Annotated in this window: 17 protein-coding genes; 12 read left to right on the top strand and 5 right to left on the bottom strand. The window is 50.6% G+C overall.

The features are described from left to right. The first annotated feature begins 39 nt into the window (after positions 1-39). Entirely contained in the window at positions 40-1,659 is a 1,620-nt protein-coding gene (locus tag AQULUS_RS09660; RefSeq protein ID WP_148339943.1) for an ArnT family glycosyltransferase, read from the top strand. Further along, positions 1,659-1,934, top strand: a complete 276-nt coding sequence (locus AQULUS_RS09655) for an acylphosphatase (protein ID WP_148340338.1) — start codon at positions 1,659-1,661, stop codon at positions 1,932-1,934. The genes AQULUS_RS09660 and AQULUS_RS09655 overlap by 1 nt, the downstream gene beginning before the upstream one ends. 37 nt (positions 1,935-1,971) lie before the next feature. On the opposite strand, the gene AQULUS_RS09650 is transcribed toward AQULUS_RS09655, so the two are convergent. Further along, positions 1,972-2,154: a rubredoxin gene (locus AQULUS_RS09650; RefSeq protein WP_148339942.1), complete on the bottom strand. Its 183-nt coding sequence runs from the start codon at positions 2,152-2,154 to the stop codon at positions 1,972-1,974. 201 nt (positions 2,155-2,355) lie between these two features. Here AQULUS_RS09650 and AQULUS_RS09645 point away from each other — a divergent pair, with 201 nt between their 5' ends. From AQULUS_RS09645 to AQULUS_RS09630, 4 genes are all read left to right on the top strand, one after another. Beyond that, complete coding sequence (locus AQULUS_RS09645; protein WP_148339941.1) at positions 2,356-3,174, top strand: hypothetical protein; 819 nt, start codon at positions 2,356-2,358, stop codon at positions 3,172-3,174. A 108-nt stretch (positions 3,175-3,282) separates the two neighbouring features. Next, entirely contained in the window at positions 3,283-4,611 is a 1,329-nt protein-coding gene (gene hemL, locus AQULUS_RS09640; protein WP_148339940.1) for a glutamate-1-semialdehyde 2,1-aminomutase, read from the top strand. Continuing rightward, complete coding sequence (locus AQULUS_RS09635; RefSeq protein WP_148339939.1) at positions 4,578-5,513, top strand: TIGR01777 family oxidoreductase; 936 nt, start codon at positions 4,578-4,580, stop codon at positions 5,511-5,513. Before hemL ends, AQULUS_RS09635 begins: the two co-directional genes overlap by 34 nt. A 170-nt stretch (positions 5,514-5,683) precedes the next feature. After that, positions 5,684-7,759 carry a hypothetical protein gene (locus AQULUS_RS09630; RefSeq protein WP_148339938.1) on the top strand — a complete coding sequence of 692 codons (2,076 nt, stop codon included), beginning with the start codon at positions 5,684-5,686 and terminating at the stop codon, positions 7,757-7,759. 4 nt (positions 7,760-7,763) lie between these two features. On the opposite strand, the gene hemJ is transcribed toward AQULUS_RS09630, so the two are convergent. The 3 genes from hemJ to AQULUS_RS09615 form a co-directional block, all read right to left on the bottom strand. Further along, the gene (gene hemJ / locus AQULUS_RS09625) at positions 7,764-8,201 is read right to left on the bottom strand and encodes a protoporphyrinogen oxidase HemJ (RefSeq protein WP_148339937.1); all 438 of its coding nucleotides are present in this window, start codon (positions 8,199-8,201) and stop codon (positions 7,764-7,766) included. Positions 8,202-8,281: 80 nt separating this feature from the next. Beyond that, positions 8,282-8,809: a carboxymuconolactone decarboxylase family protein gene (locus tag AQULUS_RS09620; RefSeq protein ID WP_148339936.1), complete on the bottom strand. Its 528-nt coding sequence runs from the start codon at positions 8,807-8,809 to the stop codon at positions 8,282-8,284. 102 nt (positions 8,810-8,911) lie between these two features. After that, entirely contained in the window at positions 8,912-9,451 is a 540-nt protein-coding gene (locus AQULUS_RS09615; protein WP_148339935.1) for a peroxiredoxin, read from the bottom strand. A 213-nt stretch (positions 9,452-9,664) separates the two neighbouring features. On the opposite strand from AQULUS_RS09615, the gene erpA reads away from it, so the two are divergent. The 4 genes from erpA to AQULUS_RS13050 all read left to right on the top strand — a co-directional run bounded on the left by erpA (position 9,665) and on the right by AQULUS_RS13050 (position 14,293). After that, complete coding sequence (gene erpA / locus AQULUS_RS09610; protein WP_148339934.1) at positions 9,665-10,021, top strand: iron-sulfur cluster insertion protein ErpA; 357 nt, start codon at positions 9,665-9,667, stop codon at positions 10,019-10,021. A gap of 313 nt (positions 10,022-10,334) precedes the next feature. After that, positions 10,335-11,720 carry an FAD/NAD(P)-binding protein gene (locus AQULUS_RS09605; protein ID WP_148339933.1) on the top strand — a complete coding sequence of 462 codons (1,386 nt, stop codon included), beginning with the start codon at positions 10,335-10,337 and terminating at the stop codon, positions 11,718-11,720. A 30-nt stretch (positions 11,721-11,750) separates the two neighbouring features. Then, on the top strand, positions 11,751-13,472 hold the full coding sequence (locus tag AQULUS_RS09600) for a bifunctional sulfate adenylyltransferase/adenylylsulfate kinase (protein WP_148339932.1): 1,722 nt from the start codon (positions 11,751-11,753) through the stop codon (positions 13,470-13,472). Then, on the top strand, positions 13,469-14,293 hold the full coding sequence (locus tag AQULUS_RS13050) for a 3'(2'),5'-bisphosphate nucleotidase CysQ (protein WP_232051871.1): 825 nt from the start codon (positions 13,469-13,471) through the stop codon (positions 14,291-14,293). Before AQULUS_RS09600 ends, AQULUS_RS13050 begins: the two co-directional genes overlap by 4 nt. Here AQULUS_RS13050 and AQULUS_RS09595 read toward each other — a convergent pair. Beyond that, positions 14,266-14,589, bottom strand: coding sequence for a hypothetical protein (locus AQULUS_RS09595; protein WP_148339931.1), 324 nt, complete (start codon positions 14,587-14,589; stop codon positions 14,266-14,268). The genes AQULUS_RS13050 and AQULUS_RS09595 overlap by 28 nt on opposite strands. Positions 14,590-14,657: 68 nt before the next feature. Between AQULUS_RS09595 and AQULUS_RS09590 the strand changes: the two genes are divergently transcribed. Then, positions 14,658-14,924, top strand: a complete 267-nt coding sequence (locus tag AQULUS_RS09590) for a hypothetical protein (RefSeq protein ID WP_148339930.1) — start codon at positions 14,658-14,660, stop codon at positions 14,922-14,924. Between the two features lie 155 nt (positions 14,925-15,079). After that, positions 15,080-17,083 carry a neutral/alkaline ceramidase gene (locus tag AQULUS_RS09585; RefSeq protein WP_148339929.1) on the top strand — a complete coding sequence of 668 codons (2,004 nt, stop codon included), beginning with the start codon at positions 15,080-15,082 and terminating at the stop codon, positions 17,081-17,083. Positions 17,084-17,091: the final 8 nt, after the last annotated feature.

Genomic DNA, 17,091 nt, shown 5'->3' with positions numbered 1-17,091 from the left:
TACTATCGCCCAAGTCAATTTGTCGCATTCACGCACACCATGCTGGCAGCATACCGCAACACACTGGAAAGTCTGATAATTTTCTGCCTGGGCCTGATCCTGTTTGTCATCGGGTCAGGTTCACGGGAAATTCTGGGATTTGATTCACGCTTTTATCTGTTTGCTCTGGAAATGTGGCGATACGGAACAAGCTGGTTTCCCATGACTTATCATCTTCCCTATCCGGATTACCCCGCGGCTTCCACTTTGCTCATTTACCTGTCAGCCAGGCTATTAGGGGGCGTCAGCAAGCTGTCAGCTGTGCTTCCCTCGGCAGTGCTTGCCGCGGCCACACTGGTTTTAACATATCGGATTGGAAGCCAGCACAGCCGGCGTTTCGGATGGTGCGCGGTTTTTTTTCTGCTGCTGACGCTTACATTTATCAAAAGCGCGCGTTCCATTGCTTTGGATATGTATCCTACCGTGATTTGCGCCGGGGTGTTTTATCTGATTTATTCCGCGGACAGGGCGAATCATCCAAATCGTGGGTTATGGGTTTATCCATTGCTGTTTCTGGGTTTTGCATTTCGCGGCCCCATTGGGTTGGTCATGCCGGCCGGAGTGATTTGCGCGTACTATCTCCAGACTAAAAATATCAGAAAACTGCTTCTGAGCGGTTTTGCCGCGCTGTTGCTGCTGTTCGTCTGCACGGCAGCCCTGCTGGTTCTGGCTAGGCATACGGGCGGGGATATTTTTATGCGGGAAGTCATGCGCATGGAAGTCCTGGGAAGAATGGACAACCCTTATTTGCCGGTTTATTTTTATTTTACTGATAGTTTCGGTAGTTATGCGCTTGCGTATCCGGTCGCCTGCCTGGTGTTGCCGGGCGTGGCATATTATTTTTCACGCGAATCATCGTCTGAAATGAAGCTGGTTTATCTTTTATTCGGCTGGATGGCAATCATATTGGCCGGAATGAGTATCCCCGATGACAAAAAAGTCCGATATATTTTACCCATGCTGCCCGCGGCCGCGTTGATCGCGTCTTATCCGTTCATCGCGCCCGCCAGGCAGCGCTATTTTGTGTTATTGCGTAAAGCCCTGGCCCGGGTGTTTCTGGTTTTGCCGCTGCTGTTTTTCCTGGGTGTCCTGTTTATTCGTTATGATGAACACGCGCACTCCTTGTCACTGGGAATACGTTACACGGTCATTCTTGTCCTGTTGTCAGTACTGCAGGTAATCAGTCTGATTCTGTTTTATGCCGGGCAGTTCCGGAGCGTGCGTGAGCCGGGGCTGTTGTGTGTCTCTGCGCTCAGTTTTATTTTCACATTTCTTTATTGCATTGAGCCCATACAGTTATACTTCGACAAGGCCAGGGATTTTGTTCAGGCTGTGGAGGCAAAAAGAAATCTGCGCAGCGCGCGGCTGGTCTTTTACCGGGAAAAACCAGACGGTCTCCCGATTAAATACCTGATCAATATGAACAGCCTGGATCAGCCCGAATTCATTGATAATGAATCAGCGCTCATGCGTTTTGCGCCGGCGGCATTTTTTGTGACCAGTCAGGCGTATTATGATGCGTTGCCTGTTCCTGTGGCGGCCCGTTTTCGTATTATTGCCAAAAACCGCCTGGGACATGTTCCTGTGGTCGTTTTCACCAACCGGGAGGGTTTGGAATGATGGATAGCCGCATTTGTCTTCATTGTTATGTTTCGGGAAAAGTTCAGGGTGTCTGGTATCGGGCTTCAGCCAAAGAACAGGCTGAGCGGTTGCATATCACGGGCTGGGCGCGCAATCTTCCTGATGGCAGGGTGGAAGTTCTCGCCTGTGGCAGCCGGGAGAACCTCATGCAATTATTCGAATGGCTCAAGCGAGGCCCTCAGCTGGCAAGTGTCACGGAAGTGACTCATGAAGAACTGCCCTGGCAGGACTTGCAGGGTTTTGAAACCTTGTAACTCTTCCGTCATGCCGGGAAACTGGCGGCAGGCGGCTTTATTTTTCTATTTCAATCATTTCAAAATCATCTTTGGTGGCGCCGCATTCCGGACATTGCCAGGCGGGCGGTACATCTTCCCAACGGGTGCCGGGCGCAATACCATCATGAGGCCAGCCTTTTTCTTCATCGTAAATAAAGCCGCAAAGCAGACACATATAACGCTTATACTGATTTGCCATGGTAGGCTCCTCTTCTAATGAAAGCATTTCTAATACCGCTCCAGTTGTGTAAAATAATTAGACAAATAATGGGGTGCCAGTTTAACGAGACCCACTTCACCTGTCCAGCATTCGCCACATGATTGCTGGCGCCAGGGCGGAATCGTTTTCAATCTGGATTGATCATGTCTGTTTAATTTCTGGATTATTGAGGGCAGTGTAATGCAGCGAATGCTTCCATCCACAACTTATAATTTGGCGGGATATTCTGATTATCAGTTCGTGACGGAGTTCAACGGAATCTGGACGCCGTTTAGTCAAACCGAGGCGGGATACGTGGGGATACTGACCTTGTTTAAAACGCTGCAGAAAAAACACCATCTGCCTCATCTGGTGACGGATGCGGCGGCGTGTCAGGGGATTGCCTTGTTGTATATAGAGAATGGCTGTTCCATGCGAGGTATTTCAACCGCGAATCCTGATAGACAAACTATTCACCCCTCATCGCTTGCAAAAGCAGTGAATTACCAGGCCAGGCACAGCAGTACTCTGGCAGGGCGGGCTGCCATGACTGATCCCAGCGGCAAAATCCGTTGTCAGTTACTGTCGGCAGATGCTTACCCCAAACAATGGAATCTGGAGAAAATGCTAGCCAGGCTCAATCCCTCGGATGGGAATATTTTTTTCCTGACCGGCTATTGTGAGGGCTGGAGTCAGGGAAGGCAGTATGAAGGCGCTCATGCTTTTGTGATAGCACATGACGGACATGTCTGGAAATTCTTCGAATCACAGCGGGGAGAGGCGGCCTTTTCCAGGCTGGAAGATTTGCAGGCATGGATAAGAAAGGAATCGGCATCGGGTACCTTGAGGGAATTCAATACGTCCGATCCGGTGGAAGTCAGGCCTGGCGTGACCCGGCGCTATTCCGCTTACACGCTGGATGCTTACAGTAAAGATTTTACTCTTGATAAGAGTTTAACTGAACCAGATTACAGGGGAAGGGAAACGCCTGATCATCCTGTATACCGCGCCAAATTATGAGGATTTTTATCGAGCCGCGTCAGGTGCCGCAGAGGTGTTCTGGTCTTGCGCTAAAAAACCACGTATGATTGCGGGCAATTTTAAACCAATCAAAAATTCGGGCTTACCATGACAAATTCCAAACAATTATATGATCTGGCTTTGCAGTATATTCCTGGCGGTGTTAATTCACCGGTACGCGCGTTTCGCGGTGTGGGCGGGGTGCCTGTGTTTATTCAAAAAGGGCACGGGGCTTATCTGGTTGACGCGGACGGGAATGAATATATTGATTATGTTTGTTCCTGGGGGCCTCTTATCGCGGGCCATACTCATCCCTATGTGATTCAGAAGGTGACGGAGGCATTACACAACGGATTAAGCTTTGGCGCGCCTACGGAAGTTGAAGTCAGGCTGGCGATGAAAGTGTGTCAGATCATGCCATCCATGGAAATGATCCGCTTTGTGAATTCCGGTACCGAAGCCAGTATGAGCGCGATCCGCCTCGCCAGAGGATACACGCAGCGCAGCAAGATCATCAAGTTCGCGGGTTGTTATCACGGCCACGCAGACAGTTTGCTGGTCGCGGCAGGATCCGGTGCGTTGACACTGGGCGTGCCCAGTTCAGCCGGTGTTCCGGAGAGTATTGCCCAGCATACGCTCGTGGCGGAGTTCAACCATTTGGAAGAAGTGGCGGCATTGTTTGCAAAATTTGGAAATGATATTGCCTGTGTGATTGTTGAGCCAGTGGCTGGCAATATGAATTGTGTGTTGCCTGTGCCCGGATTTCTGGAAGGGCTGAGGGATTTATGTTCTAAACATGGCAGTGTGTTGATATTTGATGAGGTCATGACGGGTTTTCGCGTAGGACTTGGGGGTGCCCAGGCGTGTTTCGGAGTCAAGCCGGATATAACAGTTCTGGGAAAAGTCATAGGCGGCGGTTTTCCGGTGGGAGCGTTTGGAGGCCGTGCAGATATCATGCGCACGATTGCGCCGTTAGGGCCGGTTTATCAGGCTGGCACCTTGTCTGGCAATCCCGTTGCGATGACAGGCGGTCTCGCAATGATGGAGTTAATCACACAAACAGATTTTTATCCGAAACTCGCAGAGCAAACTCTCAAGCTGACCCGGGGACTGGCTGAATGTGCCCGCGCGGCAGGAGTGCCGTTTTATGCCAATGCCATAGGCAGTATGTTTGGAATATTCTTTACAGATCAGGATAAAATAGTGTCAGAAAGCGATGTTAAACGCTGTGATGTTTCATTGTTCAAACGGTTTTTTCATGGCATGCTTGATGAAGGCGTGTACTTCGCGCCTTCAGCATTTGAAGCGGGTTTTGTTTCTTCTGCCCATGGCAATGCTGAAATCGAAAAAACACTAAAGGCCGCGGAAAAGGTATTCGCAACCATACTTGAGGAAAAACCTTCATGCATAGAGTTGTCGCAGGGGGTACAGGGCTGATTGGAAAACGGCTGATCGAACACTGGCTGCGCTTGAATCACACCATTACAGTCATCAGTCGTTCGGTCAAACATGTGGAATCTGTTTTTGGAAACCGCGTGAAAGCGGTGTCATGGGCCGGGTTGAACACGGACGTTTTTCAATCTGCTGAACTCGTGGTGAATCTTACCGGTGAAAATATAGGCGCGGCAAGATGGAATGCCGGGCACAAAAAGGAAATCATCAACAGTCGTACAGGCAGCACACGAGCCATAGCGGCTCACCTTTGTAAACTCAGTCAGCCGGTTCCAAGGTTTTTTAACGCGAGCGCGGTCGGGATATATGGCTTGCAGCCGCAGTTTCCGGATAAATTGCCGCCAGCTCTGGATGAAGACACGGTTGTTGACTGCGCACATCCCAAAGATTTTCTTTCCAAAGTAGGCTGTGAATGGGAAAAAGCGGCGGCAGCGGCGGTCGAGGGCGGAGTCCCTGTGGTTTTCATGCGTTTTGGCGTCGTTCTATCCGGGGAGGGGGGTGCGCTTCCCATGCTGGTCAAACCTTTCAAATGGTATCTGGGAGGCGCCGTCGGCTCGGGAGCTCAGCCTTTTAGCTGGGTTGCGCTGGATGATGTGGTGCGTGCGATTGATTTTCTGGTGGAAAAACCGGAAATCACCGGCGCAGTGAATATTGTCTCGCCTGGCTGTGTCAGTCAGCATGAATTCGCGCGCACATTAAGCCGGGTGCTTGCCCGGCCGGCTTTCATGAAAACGCCGGCGTTTTTGTTAAAACTGATATTGGGCGCGGAAATGGCCCGGGATCTGGTGCTGGAAGGGCAGCATGTTTCTCCCAAGCGATTACAGTCCATGGGTTTCAGTTTTCTTTATCCCGATCTTGAATCTGCATTAAATCATGTGCTGCGTTAGCGCCGGCCGGAGTGAATCGCCCGGCCTGCAAGAGTGTTCCATGAATGTCCTCCGGCCCGCGCAGTGAGATACACAGCATTTGATGCGCTGTAACGCCCGCGGTCCTTAATATTCTCTTAAGACATGAGTGTTAAGTTCAAAAAGATAACACACAGCCTGAGGGATGTCGCATGAAAGGATTTTGGGCATGGGCAAAAGAAAGTGTTTCATGGATAGGGTCGGGGATTAGTCAAACCTATCAAGCATTGTCAGGATTGGTCAGCTCCTTTGTTTCCTCACCCACGGTCAGAAATTATGCCAACTCGGCTTCCTTGAAAGCCTGGGAAGGCGGCACGGTTGTCATGGAGCCATCCAATGTCACCCGAATCGCCAATTCTCCCAAAACCCGCTCGGGGTTAAAAGAATCCTTCAAGGCAAATGTCGTGTATTACCTGAGTCTTGCCATGCTGCTTGAGGCGGGGCGCCAGGCCATCATGTACCGCTTTTCCGACGAAGACGATTCCTATCTGGAGTCATCCGCTTACCTGGCCATGAACACGTTTATCATGATCGGTCTGGGTGGAATCATGTTGCATCGTGTCTACGACAACATAATGATCAATCTCGCCATCAGCAAGCAGGTGGTGGATGAGAACCCTACCAGCCAGCATTTCCGCCCGTGCGGTTGTGATGATGGTGCGTTGATTTCTGCTGGTTTGTTCAGCTCAATCAATCTGTCGGGAAAACTGTTTTCTATCTGGGCCGCATCCTTTCTGCCTGTTGTCAAATACGTGACACCGCTTGCATATATGTATGCTTACGGCGAAAGTCTTGCAGAATATACGTATAGTGCCGCCGGCCAGTGCACAGATCATAGGGCGAAGGAGCTTTCGAAACATAAGGCTTATTCGTTTGGCATTGGCGCAATGCTGTATGCATCGGGGGAGTTGATTTCCTGTCTGATTTCTTCTCAGACGGGCGTCAACAGTTTTTTCATCAGCAACGCGGTATACGCTGCAATTTATCCTTATTTTGTCACGGCTGTCTTGTTGAGAAACCGTCCGGTTCCGGGAGATGATAGTCCGGGCGTGGAGATATTTTATTATCACCGCTATGTTTTGCAGCATATGATGGATAATATAGGCAAACAAATTCTTCCCATGCTAAAGAGTAACGCGAAAGCGATTGACTGGAAGAAGAAGCTGCAGGAAGTCAGCGAAATGGCTCCGGTTCGCTGGAGCAGGAAGCTGGTGTCGTATGATTTATATGGCGACTGGAAATCACTGGAAGGCTTGGAAACCAGTCCGTCCACCATGCTGTTTTTCGATGAATATTATGCCATGATCATGAAACAGCTGGGCATGGTGATTGATTTAAGAGACAAACCCTTGCATCAGCGGCGTCTGACCGAGCTTCCCCTCGCGATTGTTGCGCCCATGGTGCCAGTCATTCCCAAGCGCATCACCAATTTTTTCATGACAGACAGCTATCGTAATCTTATCAAGATCATATTTGATCAATGGCTGGAAGATCCATTGAAGAGCACACAGCAAATACTGGAAGATGTGCGGCACAGACAAATCAGCAAAAAGGAAAATGCGAAAATCAAGGTGATCTGTCATGACCGCCTGGCGCTGCGCAAGGCGTTGGAAGTGGCCAGCCAGAGCGGAACGCGGGATTCTTCATTGGAAGCGAAGCCCGTGCCTTTGTCCCTGCGGTCGCCTGAGCCCGGACTCAGAGAAGGTTCGGTGGAGTCTGCGAAAACGATCGCGGATGATTTCGTGATGATTCATCCCGGAGAAGGGCCATGTGTTGGTGAGGAAGTCAATCCGGAGCACCGAAGACATTCTGTGCTGTCAGAAAAAACGGACGCCAGTCGTCATGCTGCGACCGAAATATTAAGCCGTTCCTCGCCTTTGGCGTCCCATTCTGCGAGCCAGCCTATGGGAGCGGTGTCATCTTCGCTCAGCCTGTTTACGACGAAGGCGCATTCATCTTCCGCTGCCACGGTATTGTCTGGCCAGCAGCCGGCCCGGAAAGAGAAAAAGGAAATGCGGGATTTTATTATTGAAGATTATATGGACTCAGGTTCGGTTCCCTCCCGTCTTCGTGTTGCCATGCCGGTCAGTGGTCAGGAAAGACCTGCGGCGCGCGTGCGGAACGGGAATGGGAATGGAAGCCAGGGCTCGCATCCTCTGGACAGCTTGCAGACCAGGGTCAGTGCGAGCGATAGCAACGAGTCAACAGGATTGCGGCAATCGCAATAGCTCTTTAATGCCCGATCAGGCCGAACGGTTTGACAACTACCAGTACGACGATGGCGATAAGAAATAAAACCGGGACTTCATTGATGATGCGGTAAAACACATGTCCATGATGATTGCGGTTTGCCCTGAATGAAAAATAAAGTTTGCCCAGATAGAGATGGAACAATACCAGCAGCGCAACCAGTCCCAGTTTGGCGTGCATCCAGGCTGGATGCATATAGCCGCGCGGATCATAGCTGATTAAAATTAATCCGAACAAGATGGTCAACACCGCTCCAGGGGTCGTGATCCCGAAATATAATTTACGCTCCATGATTTTGAACCGCTCAATGCTGATGGTATCTGTCGCCATGGTGTGATAGACGAAAAGCCGCGGCAGATAAAATAATCCACTGAACCACGTAACCATGAAAACAATGTGAAATGCTTTTACCCAGAGCATAATGACCCCTCTTATTCAAGTGGGGTCATTATAAATGCATGTATGAGGTAAAGCGAGACTTGTACGCCGTTGTATGTATGTTAACGGATTTCTCTCGCCAGCGCGGCGGCATGAATGACGCTGGCTATGCGTATGGCAGACTGGATGGCTTGTTTGGAGGTTCCGGATTTTTCCAGCTGTTCCGCGTGCGCATTCATGCATTTTCCGCAGCCATTGATCGCGGAGACGGCGAGGCTGTTCAGTTCAAACAGGATTTTGTCCATGCCGGGAGTTGCCATCACATTCATGCGTAATTTGGCCGGCATAGCGGCGTAATCCGGATCAGACATGGTATGGGTGAATCGGTAGTAAACATTATTCATCGCCATGATGGTGGCGGCGGCCTTGGCTGCGTAGATATCTTCCGCCGTCAGGCCGGCGCTGCCATGCGCGGTGGCGGCGGCGATAACATCCGTGTTGCGTGTCGCGTAAGCGGAAGCGAGTGCGATACTGTCGATCTGTTTTTGATTCAGGTCGGGGGATCCTGTTTCGCTCAGGACGGAGCTCAGATTGAGTTTGATGTCTTTTGCGAAATCAGGCAGTTCATTTTTCAGATTTTCCAGATTCATGTGGTGTAACCTCTTGTTGTTTATGTGATGTCTGAAGCGGCTCCGAAAAGTGTGGGTAAGGCTTCCCGTAGCGTTTTCAGTGGGAGTTTGACTCCTCTTGAGTTAGGCAACCGCCAGGGTTTCCTCGCCTTTGCGCCAATTGCATGGGCATAATTCGTCAGTCTGCAGCGCGTCTAGTACGCGTAATACTTCACCAGGATTTCTGCCGACTTTCATGTCGGTGACCATGGCGAAGCGAATGACGCCTTGCGGATCAATGATGTAGACTGCTCTTTTGGCAACGCCTTCCTGTTTGTCTAGGATTCCCAGTTCACCGGATAATTCGCGCTTCAAATCAGCCAGCATGGGAAAAGGCAGCGCACGTAATTCATCTTTTTGCTGTTTCCAGGCCAGGTGGACGAATTCCGAATCCGTGCTGACACCTAGCAGTTGTGCGTCGCGATCGGCAAACTCCTGATTCAGCTTGCCGAATTCAGCTATTTCGGTCGGGCAGACAAAGGTAAAATCTTTGGGCCAGAAAAAAAGAACCAGCCATTTATTTTTGTATGTCTTGTCCGTAAAATCTGCAAACGCGGTTTGAATGTCGGCTGAAACCACGCCTTTTAATGTGAAAGATGGCAAAAGATCGCCGGTATTTAACATGGATGGATTCCCCTTGTGAGTTAAATTGTGTATTGAATAGCTAGACTATAAGAAACCCTGTCTTATTGTTCCAATTAATGATTTTTATGGGATTGATAAATTATATCTATTGATTGGGGCGCCGGCGCCTGACGCGCAATCCTCTGTCAGGCGCTGGCCATTCTGGTATAATGCTTCTTCGTGAATAAGCCTGGCAACGAAACGAGGTACAAGATGGCGGAAATGACAGATCCTTTGGTATTTACCCAGAGTGCGGCGGCGAAAGTGTGGGAACTCATCCAGGAAGAAGGGAATCCGGCCCTGAAACTGCGTGTTTATGTGACTGGCGGGGGCTGCTCAGGGTTTCAATACGGTTTTACCTTTGATGAAGACATACAGCCGGACGATACGGTGGTGTCGCGCCCGGTCGAGTCATCTACCGTGCAGCTGCTGGTGGATCCCATGAGTTTTCAGTATCTCGCCGGTGCGGAAATTGATTATAAGGTTGATATAGAAGGCGAGCAATTCATCATACGCAATCCCAACGCAAAAACCACTTGCGGCTGCGGATCTTCTTTTACCGCTGAGTAAGACTGTGAAATCCGGGAATATAGTTCAACAAATGTTCCCTTAAATCCGGTCTGTGCCCAGTGCGGGCTGGTACAATCCCTATGCTCTGCCTCATTGCCGGCTTGGTTCATTAGCGTGGCGCCGATGGCGGCAAACGGATATGCGGCAGTGTTTGTCTTGGCCGGCTCATTATGACATGCCTTGTTTTTCATCGTCCGGTTACATTATTACAAAATGACAGTCTCTCGCAGTTATGCTAATTTATCAGTCCCATTTTCATGTTTGAGCATCGCGCAAGTCATTGCGCTTGTACAGGAGTTGGAATACGACAGGGATGGCGCACACTTCACCGCTTAAAATCGGAATCATAGGAGCGGGTTTTTCCGGAACTGCGCTGGCTGCGAATTTGTCACGTTACGCGCGCGCGCCCGTTGAAATCCTGCTGTTTGACAAAGGCGGCTGTTTTGCGCGCGGCGCAGCGTACAGCACACCTTACCCATTTCATTTGCTCAATGTCCGTGCTCGGGACATGAGCCTGTTTGAAGATCTCCCGGCGCATTTTGTTGAATGGTTGAACTCCCGTGATAAGCAGCCGAAACCGTCAGCTGATCATGATGTTGATGAATGTTTTGTGCCGCGTTTTTTATACGGCCACTATCTGGAGGCCTTGTTGCAGCAGATACAGGCGGGCCGTTCAGAAAATATCAGTCTCAGACTGGAAAAATCGGAAGTAAAAGATATCGTTCCGACTGTCGGGCAGACAACACTGGTGATGGATGATGGCAAAGTGTGTTCTGTTGACAAGGCGGTTCTTGCGCTGGGAAATCCTGCTCCCGCGAAATTTCCCTTTCCGGTGTCACCCGGCGTGCAATGCATCAATAATCCATGGGATTTTCGCGCGCCGGAAAAAATTTCCTCTCGCGACACAGTCGTGATTCTGGGCACAGGACTGAGTATGATCGATACTGTCCTGACCTTATATCATCGGGGCCATGAGGGCGAGATATATGCGCTTTCTCGCCGCGGATTGCTGCCGTTGCCGCACGCGGCGTCCAGTGTGCCGGTGATTTCCCTGCCGTGCGCTCCTCACAATAATCTCAGGCAATTGACAAGGAATACGCGCGCGATGTGGCTCAGGCGCGGAGAGGCTGCGCCTGACTGGCGTTCGGTGGTGAATGCCATGCGCTTGCAGATACCCGATCTGTGGAGTGAAATGAGCTGGGCGGACAAAAAACAATTCATCAGGCATTTGCTCCCCTACTGGAATATTCACAGGCACAGGGTTCCTGTGAGTGTGGCGGAAATTCTTAAAAATTTGATAGCGAGGAAACAGCTGCATATTTTATCTGGACGTGTGCTTGCGGCGGAAAAGGAAATGGTTCATATCAAAATGCGGCAAACAGGAGAGTTGAGAGATATTGCATTCCAGTGGTTGATTAACTGTATGGGGCCGTCTTTGACTTCACAGCCTGAAACAGGTTCGCTGGCGCATAATTTATTATCCCGCGGCCTCGCGGTTCAGGATCCCCTCCAGCTTGGCTTTGTCACCAGTCCATCCGGCGCGCTGATAGACGCGGAAGGCCGTGCCTCGGAACAGATTTATACGCTGGGTCCGCCCGCGAAAGGCATGATCTGGGAATGCGGTTCCGTGCCCGAAATACGCAGGCTTGGCATGAATCTGGCAAAGTCCCTGCTGGAAAAGCACTCACCTGTTTTTTGAATTGACTGGAAATCAAAGGAGAAAATTATTATGGATTCGACCACCGCGGAAGCAAGCCGGGCATCAATCGCTGCCCCCTTGCATCTGGCTCCCGCCGTTGCCACGGAAGAATGCAAAATACTAGCGCTGGATCTGCCTTCACTGACATTGTCGCGGCGCAATGTTTGTGATATCGAACTGATCATGAACGGCGGATTCGCGCCGCTGAAAGGTTTCATGAATAAAGCGGATTTTGAAAGCGTGCTGCATTCCATGCGGCTCACTGACGGCACGCTGTGGCCCATGCCTGTCACGCTGGATGTGGATGAAAAATTCGCAAAAGACATCATGCCCGGACAGAAAATCGCTCTCAGGGATACCGAAGGGTTGCTGCTTGCGATATTGGAAGTGAGTGATGTCTGGAAGGCGGATAAAAAAAGTGAAGCCCTGGCAGTATTCAAGACACTGGATGACAGCCATGCGGGTGTCGCGCATCTTCTGCAGAAGACAAAGGATTATTATGTCGGCGGAGGCTTGATACCTGTCGCGCTGCCCAATCATTATGATTTTAAGCATTTGCGTCAGACACCTGCGGAGTTGCGTGAGATTTTCAGGCAGCGCGGCTGGAATAAGATCGTGGCGTTTCAGACGCGTAATCCCATGCATAGAGCGCACCAGGAGCTGACCATGCGCGCCATGCAGCATACTGGCGCGAAATTGTTGTTGCATCCGGTGGCGGGCGAGACCAAGCCTGGTGACATCGATTATTATTTGCGGGTGCGTTGTTATGAACATGTGCTGCCGGCGTATCCCGCGCACTCGGTGCACTTGAGTTTATTGCCGCTGGCCATGCGCATGGCGGGACCGCGCGAAGCATTATGGCATGCGATCATACGCAAAAATTACGGATGCACGCACTTTATTGTCGGCCGGGATCACGCCGGTCCCGGAAAAAACCGCAACGGCCAGGATTTTTATTCTCCATATGATGCGCAGACTCTGGTGCTGCAGCACCAGGCCGATATCGGCATTGAAATCGTGCCGTTTCATGAGATGGCATACAGCAAGAAAGAATCGCGGTATTTTCCTGTCAATGAATTTCCAAAAAATGACACGCCTTCGACTATTTCGGGCACGGAACTGCGTGAGCGCCTGCAAAAAAACCAGGATATTCCTGGGTGGTTTTCATTTCCAGAAGTGATTAACGAATTGCGCAAAGTATATCCGCTCAAACACCGTCAGGGTTTCACGGTGTTTTTTACAGGATTGCCAAGTTCGGGAAAATCAACGCTGGCAAACGGATTGATGCTCAAGTTGAGGGAAATGACCGGTCGTCAAGTCAGCCTGCTGGATGGGGATGAAATCCGCACGCATTTATCCCAAGGTCTTGGATTCGACAAAAAGGACAGGGAAATCAATGTTGCCCGGGTGGGTTATGTTGCCAGGGAAATCACCAGGCACGGCGGCATTGCAATTTGCGCCCTGGTCGCTCCCTTCATGGAATCACGCAACCTGGTCAGGGGCATGATAGGTGAGGTGGGCGGATTTATTGAGGTTTATGTTTCCACCTCTGTGGAAGTATGCCAAACACGCGATCGCAAAGGGATGTACAAGTTGGCGCGCGCAGGCAGGATTAAACAGTTTACCGGCATCAGCGATCCATACGAACCGCCGGTCTCTCCTGAAATCACGATAGACACTTCCCGCGGCGGCACGGAAGAAATGGTGGATGCATTGTTGGAAAAAATCAGGATGCTGGGATACATCGCGTGATAAAACAAGTGGAAAATCGGGAATTGAGTGCTCTGGTCAATGTGGTTCGCAAAGCAGGCGCAAGCATATTGGAAGTGCAAAAATCAGGTTTTGTTATAGAAGAAAAAGTAAACGCCGACATCGTGACCAGGGCAGACGTATTGGCGAATGATATTTTAAAAGCAGAACTCATCGGGCGTTTTCCGGATTATGGCTGGCTGTCCGAAGAAAGCAGCGACAATTCGGCGCGCCTGCTTCGAAACAAGGTGTGGGTGGTTGATCCGATTGATGGCACCCGGGAGTTCGCAACAGGCGTACCGGAATTTGCAATCTCTGCCGCGCTGGTGGATCACGGTGAACCGGTTGCTGCTTGTGTATATAATCCCGCAACAGATGAATTGTTTCATGCGCTCAAAAATGGCGGTGCCTGGCTCAATGGCAGGCGGATTCATTGCATGCCGCCCGTGTCGCTGCGGGAAATAGTGGTGCTTGCGAGCCGTTCGGAATACCGGCGGGGCGAGTGGGACCGCTTTTTGTCATGCTGTCATGTTCGGCCAGTGGGTTCTATCGCTTACAAGCTGGCGTTGGTCGCTGCCGGCGCGGCCCATGCGACATTCAGTCTGGGGCCGAAAAATGAGTGGGATATTGCCGCGGGAGTCTTGCTGGTATCCGAAGCAGGCGGGATTGTCACGAATGCGCAGAGGGAGAGCCTGTCATTTAATCGAGAGCGTGTGTTGGTGGACGGCATTGTTGCATCCGAAGCCGGTGTGAATGCGGATCTCTTCGCGATGATTTCCGGATCCTGGCCGGGATATCAGAATGATTCGAAAAATTCACGCTGAAAACTGCTGAGCAGCGCGTCTTCCTCGCGGATAATTTTCTTTTTGATCAGTTCCTGTATGGATTTTTCCATGGTTTGCATGCCGGCTTCCTTGCTGGTTTGCAAGGCGGAGTACATCTGGGCGATTTTATCTTCGCGTATGAGATTGCGGATTGCCGGCAGCGGCGAGGCTGAGTCAATGGGACGTTTCCCAGTCGATGCGCTCTTCTTATTATCATAGCTGAATTCGGTGAGACCGGCAGGAGCCGGCCAGGCGGCGAGCGATATAAATTTATAATTTACAATTACTTGCCGCATCTTAATTCAGCTGCCAAGGTTTGAATCTATACTTAAATCAAGAGGCCGGGATAACAAGGAGCAGTCTGATGAAAATAGAAATCAATATATTAAAGGCTGTCTTCACGGTTTTGCTTGCCGGGGTGTTGACCGGATGCGCGCCGGTCGCATCCGTACGTGTTCCCGCCTACCCTGTCTACGAAGAATATCATTACGATTACGATATCAGCTATGTCACTTCCGGACCTTATCCGTATTACTACGTTTATCCGGGATATGACTATATTTATCATCCAGGTTATTATTTGTATCCCGCGCGCGATGGTCAATATCATTACCATCACCGCCACCATTAGATTTTAAACAATAATCACTCTGATGCGTCTTTCCCTGTTGCTGGTCTCATGACAGGAATGCCGGCTTCGCGGTATAGTGTTTGCCGTCAGCGGACGTTGTCCGGCCTGACTCGACGAATGTTCAGCCATCATGGGTGCCACGGGAGAGGATAGTAATGCACAGAAAAATGTTTTCACTTTTATTGCTCTTGACCAGCAGCGCAGCGTTGGCTGCGAACCAGGGAATGAAGAGTTGCGAAAATAATTCGACTTTCAATATCGGCGCGGGTATTTATGACATTACTGGACCGGCTGCGGAACAGCGCATGATGGGATATGCCATGTTGAACCAGTCTACATCCGGCCTTTACTCGCGCCTATGGGCCAGAGCGTTTGTTCTGGAATCGCCTTGCAACGGCAAACGGGTTGTCTTTGTCAACGCAGACCTGGGTCAGTTATTTCAGGCGGTCAAACAGCAGGTAGTGCGCAGACTGAAAGAAAAATACGGCAATCTGTATGACGAGCGGAACGTGTTGATTACCGCCACGCACCAGCACAGCGGACCCGGCGGTTATTCAACCTACACACTTTATAATCTTACCATCCTGGGATTCAGCGAAAAGAATTTCAATGCCATTGTTAACGGTATTGTCACAGCGATAGACCGCGCCCAGATGAACATGGCTCCCGCGACCATCAAAATGGCAAAAGGCCAGTTATCGGGAGTCAGTTTCAATCGCTCGCCGCAATCCTATGCGCTGAATCCTGAGAGTGAACGCGCGCTTTATCGGCGCGACGTGGATACGGAGATGACATTAATCCGTTTCGACAGTCTGGAAGGCAAACCCATAGGCATGATCAACTGGTTTCCGGTTCATGGCGTGTCCATGAATAATAAAAACCATTTAATCAATGGTGATAACAAGGGCTACGCTGAATATCTGTTCGAAAGGGATTTCAATTCAGACTATGGTCCGCATGCTTTTGTCGCAGCCTTCGCCCAAGCCAATGCAGGTGATGTGTCTCCCAATGAATATGGGCATGAGGGCGGTCAGGGCATGGAGGGAATGAAAGCGGTCGAGCGGGCTGGCCGTCCTCAATATGAACTTGCCAGAAATCTTTTTGAGAGCGCGTCTGAAGTTATCAGGGGCGGTATCGACTTTCGCCATGTATTTGTGGAAATGGACAAGGTGAATATTGATCCGCGTTACACGGACGGACAGATGCGCATGACTTGTCCACCGGCTATTGGCGTTTCCATGCTCGCAGGAACGGCAGACGGCGAAGGCGTTGGCAGGCAGGGGTTGTCCTGTGCCAACATCAGCAGCGTCATTCCGGCATTTCTGTGTGAAAACCTGACGACATCCTGTCAGGGAGTCAAGCCTATCGCATTGCAATTGGGGAACAAAAAGCCTTACCCATGGGTGCCCTTGATTCTTCCTTTCCAGGAATTCAAGCTGGGGCAGCTCGTGATTGTCGCGGCTCCTTTTGAGTTGACCACCATGAGCGGCCGCCGGATCAAGACCGCTGTCCAGGAGCAATTACCCAAGGTGGAAAATAACCATGTGGTCTTGTCGACCCTTGCCAATGCATACGCGCAATATGTCACTACCCCTGAAGAATATCAGTTACAACGCTACGAAGGTGCTTCCAATCTGTTTGGTCCCTGGACATTATCCGCGCTGCGGCAACAATACGCGCAATTGACGCGCTCGCTTTTAAGCGGCGAGACGGTGGATTCCGGCCCGACACCGCCAGACTTACTGGATGCGCAAACGAATTTCCAGCCAGGGGTTTTATGGGATTCGACGCCGTCTAACCGGCAGTTTGGCGATGTTTATAAAAATGTTGAATCCAGTTATAAGCCGGGTGACAGTGTGCAAGCGATATTTTGGGGGGCGCATCCCAAAAACAATTACCGGTTGCAGAACACATTCCTGGAAGTTCAGCATCTTGAAAACGGTCAATGGAAGACCGTTCGGCAAGACAGGGACTGGGATACGGAATATCACTGGCAGCGCAGCGGTTTGGCCAATTCGCTGGTGACGATAGTCTGGAGAATGCCTGTGGATGTGCAGCCTGGACAATATCGCATTGTTCATCATGGGGATGCAAAATCTTGGTGGGGTGGAAAAATCACTCCCTATGCAGGCTACTCAGCTGTCTTTACGGTAGGATGAACCTGATT

The sequence above is a fragment of the Aquicella siphonis genome, assembly GCF_902459485.1.
GTDB lineage: Bacteria > Pseudomonadota > Gammaproteobacteria > DSM-16500 > DSM-16500 > Aquicella > Aquicella siphonis.
Note: the sequence above shows the minus strand (reverse complement) of the source record. Positions and strands in the feature narration are given on the sequence as shown.

Bases quoted from the DNA above. Each gene is read 5' to 3' on its own strand.
- AQULUS_RS09660 (WP_148339943.1), top strand. From the start codon at position 40: ATGCTGGCAGCATACCGCAACACACTGGAAAGTCTGATAATTTTCTGC.
- AQULUS_RS09655 (WP_148340338.1), top strand. From the start codon at position 1,659: ATGGATAGCCGCATTTGTCTTCATTGTTATGTTTCGGGAAAAGTTCAG.
- AQULUS_RS09650 (WP_148339942.1), bottom strand. From the start codon at position 2,154: ATGGCAAATCAGTATAAGCGTTATATGTGTCTGCTTTGCGGCTTTATT.
- AQULUS_RS09645 (WP_148339941.1), top strand. From the start codon at position 2,356: ATGCAGCGAATGCTTCCATCCACAACTTATAATTTGGCGGGATATTCT.
- hemL (WP_148339940.1), top strand. From the start codon at position 3,283: ATGACAAATTCCAAACAATTATATGATCTGGCTTTGCAGTATATTCCT.
- AQULUS_RS09635 (WP_148339939.1), top strand. From the start codon at position 4,578: ATGCATAGAGTTGTCGCAGGGGGTACAGGGCTGATTGGAAAACGGCTG.
- AQULUS_RS09630 (WP_148339938.1), top strand. From the start codon at position 5,684: ATGAAAGGATTTTGGGCATGGGCAAAAGAAAGTGTTTCATGGATAGGG.
- hemJ (WP_148339937.1), bottom strand. From the start codon at position 8,201: ATGCTCTGGGTAAAAGCATTTCACATTGTTTTCATGGTTACGTGGTTC.
- AQULUS_RS09620 (WP_148339936.1), bottom strand. From the start codon at position 8,809: ATGAATCTGGAAAATCTGAAAAATGAACTGCCTGATTTCGCAAAAGAC.
- AQULUS_RS09615 (WP_148339935.1), bottom strand. From the start codon at position 9,451: ATGTTAAATACCGGCGATCTTTTGCCATCTTTCACATTAAAAGGCGTG.
- erpA (WP_148339934.1), top strand. From the start codon at position 9,665: ATGGCGGAAATGACAGATCCTTTGGTATTTACCCAGAGTGCGGCGGCG.
- AQULUS_RS09605 (WP_148339933.1), top strand. From the start codon at position 10,335: ATGGCGCACACTTCACCGCTTAAAATCGGAATCATAGGAGCGGGTTTT.
- AQULUS_RS09600 (WP_148339932.1), top strand. From the start codon at position 11,751: ATGGATTCGACCACCGCGGAAGCAAGCCGGGCATCAATCGCTGCCCCC.
- AQULUS_RS09595 (WP_148339931.1), bottom strand. From the start codon at position 14,589: ATGCGGCAAGTAATTGTAAATTATAAATTTATATCGCTCGCCGCCTGG.
- AQULUS_RS09590 (WP_148339930.1), top strand. From the start codon at position 14,658: ATGAAAATAGAAATCAATATATTAAAGGCTGTCTTCACGGTTTTGCTT.
- AQULUS_RS09585 (WP_148339929.1), top strand. From the start codon at position 15,080: ATGCACAGAAAAATGTTTTCACTTTTATTGCTCTTGACCAGCAGCGCA.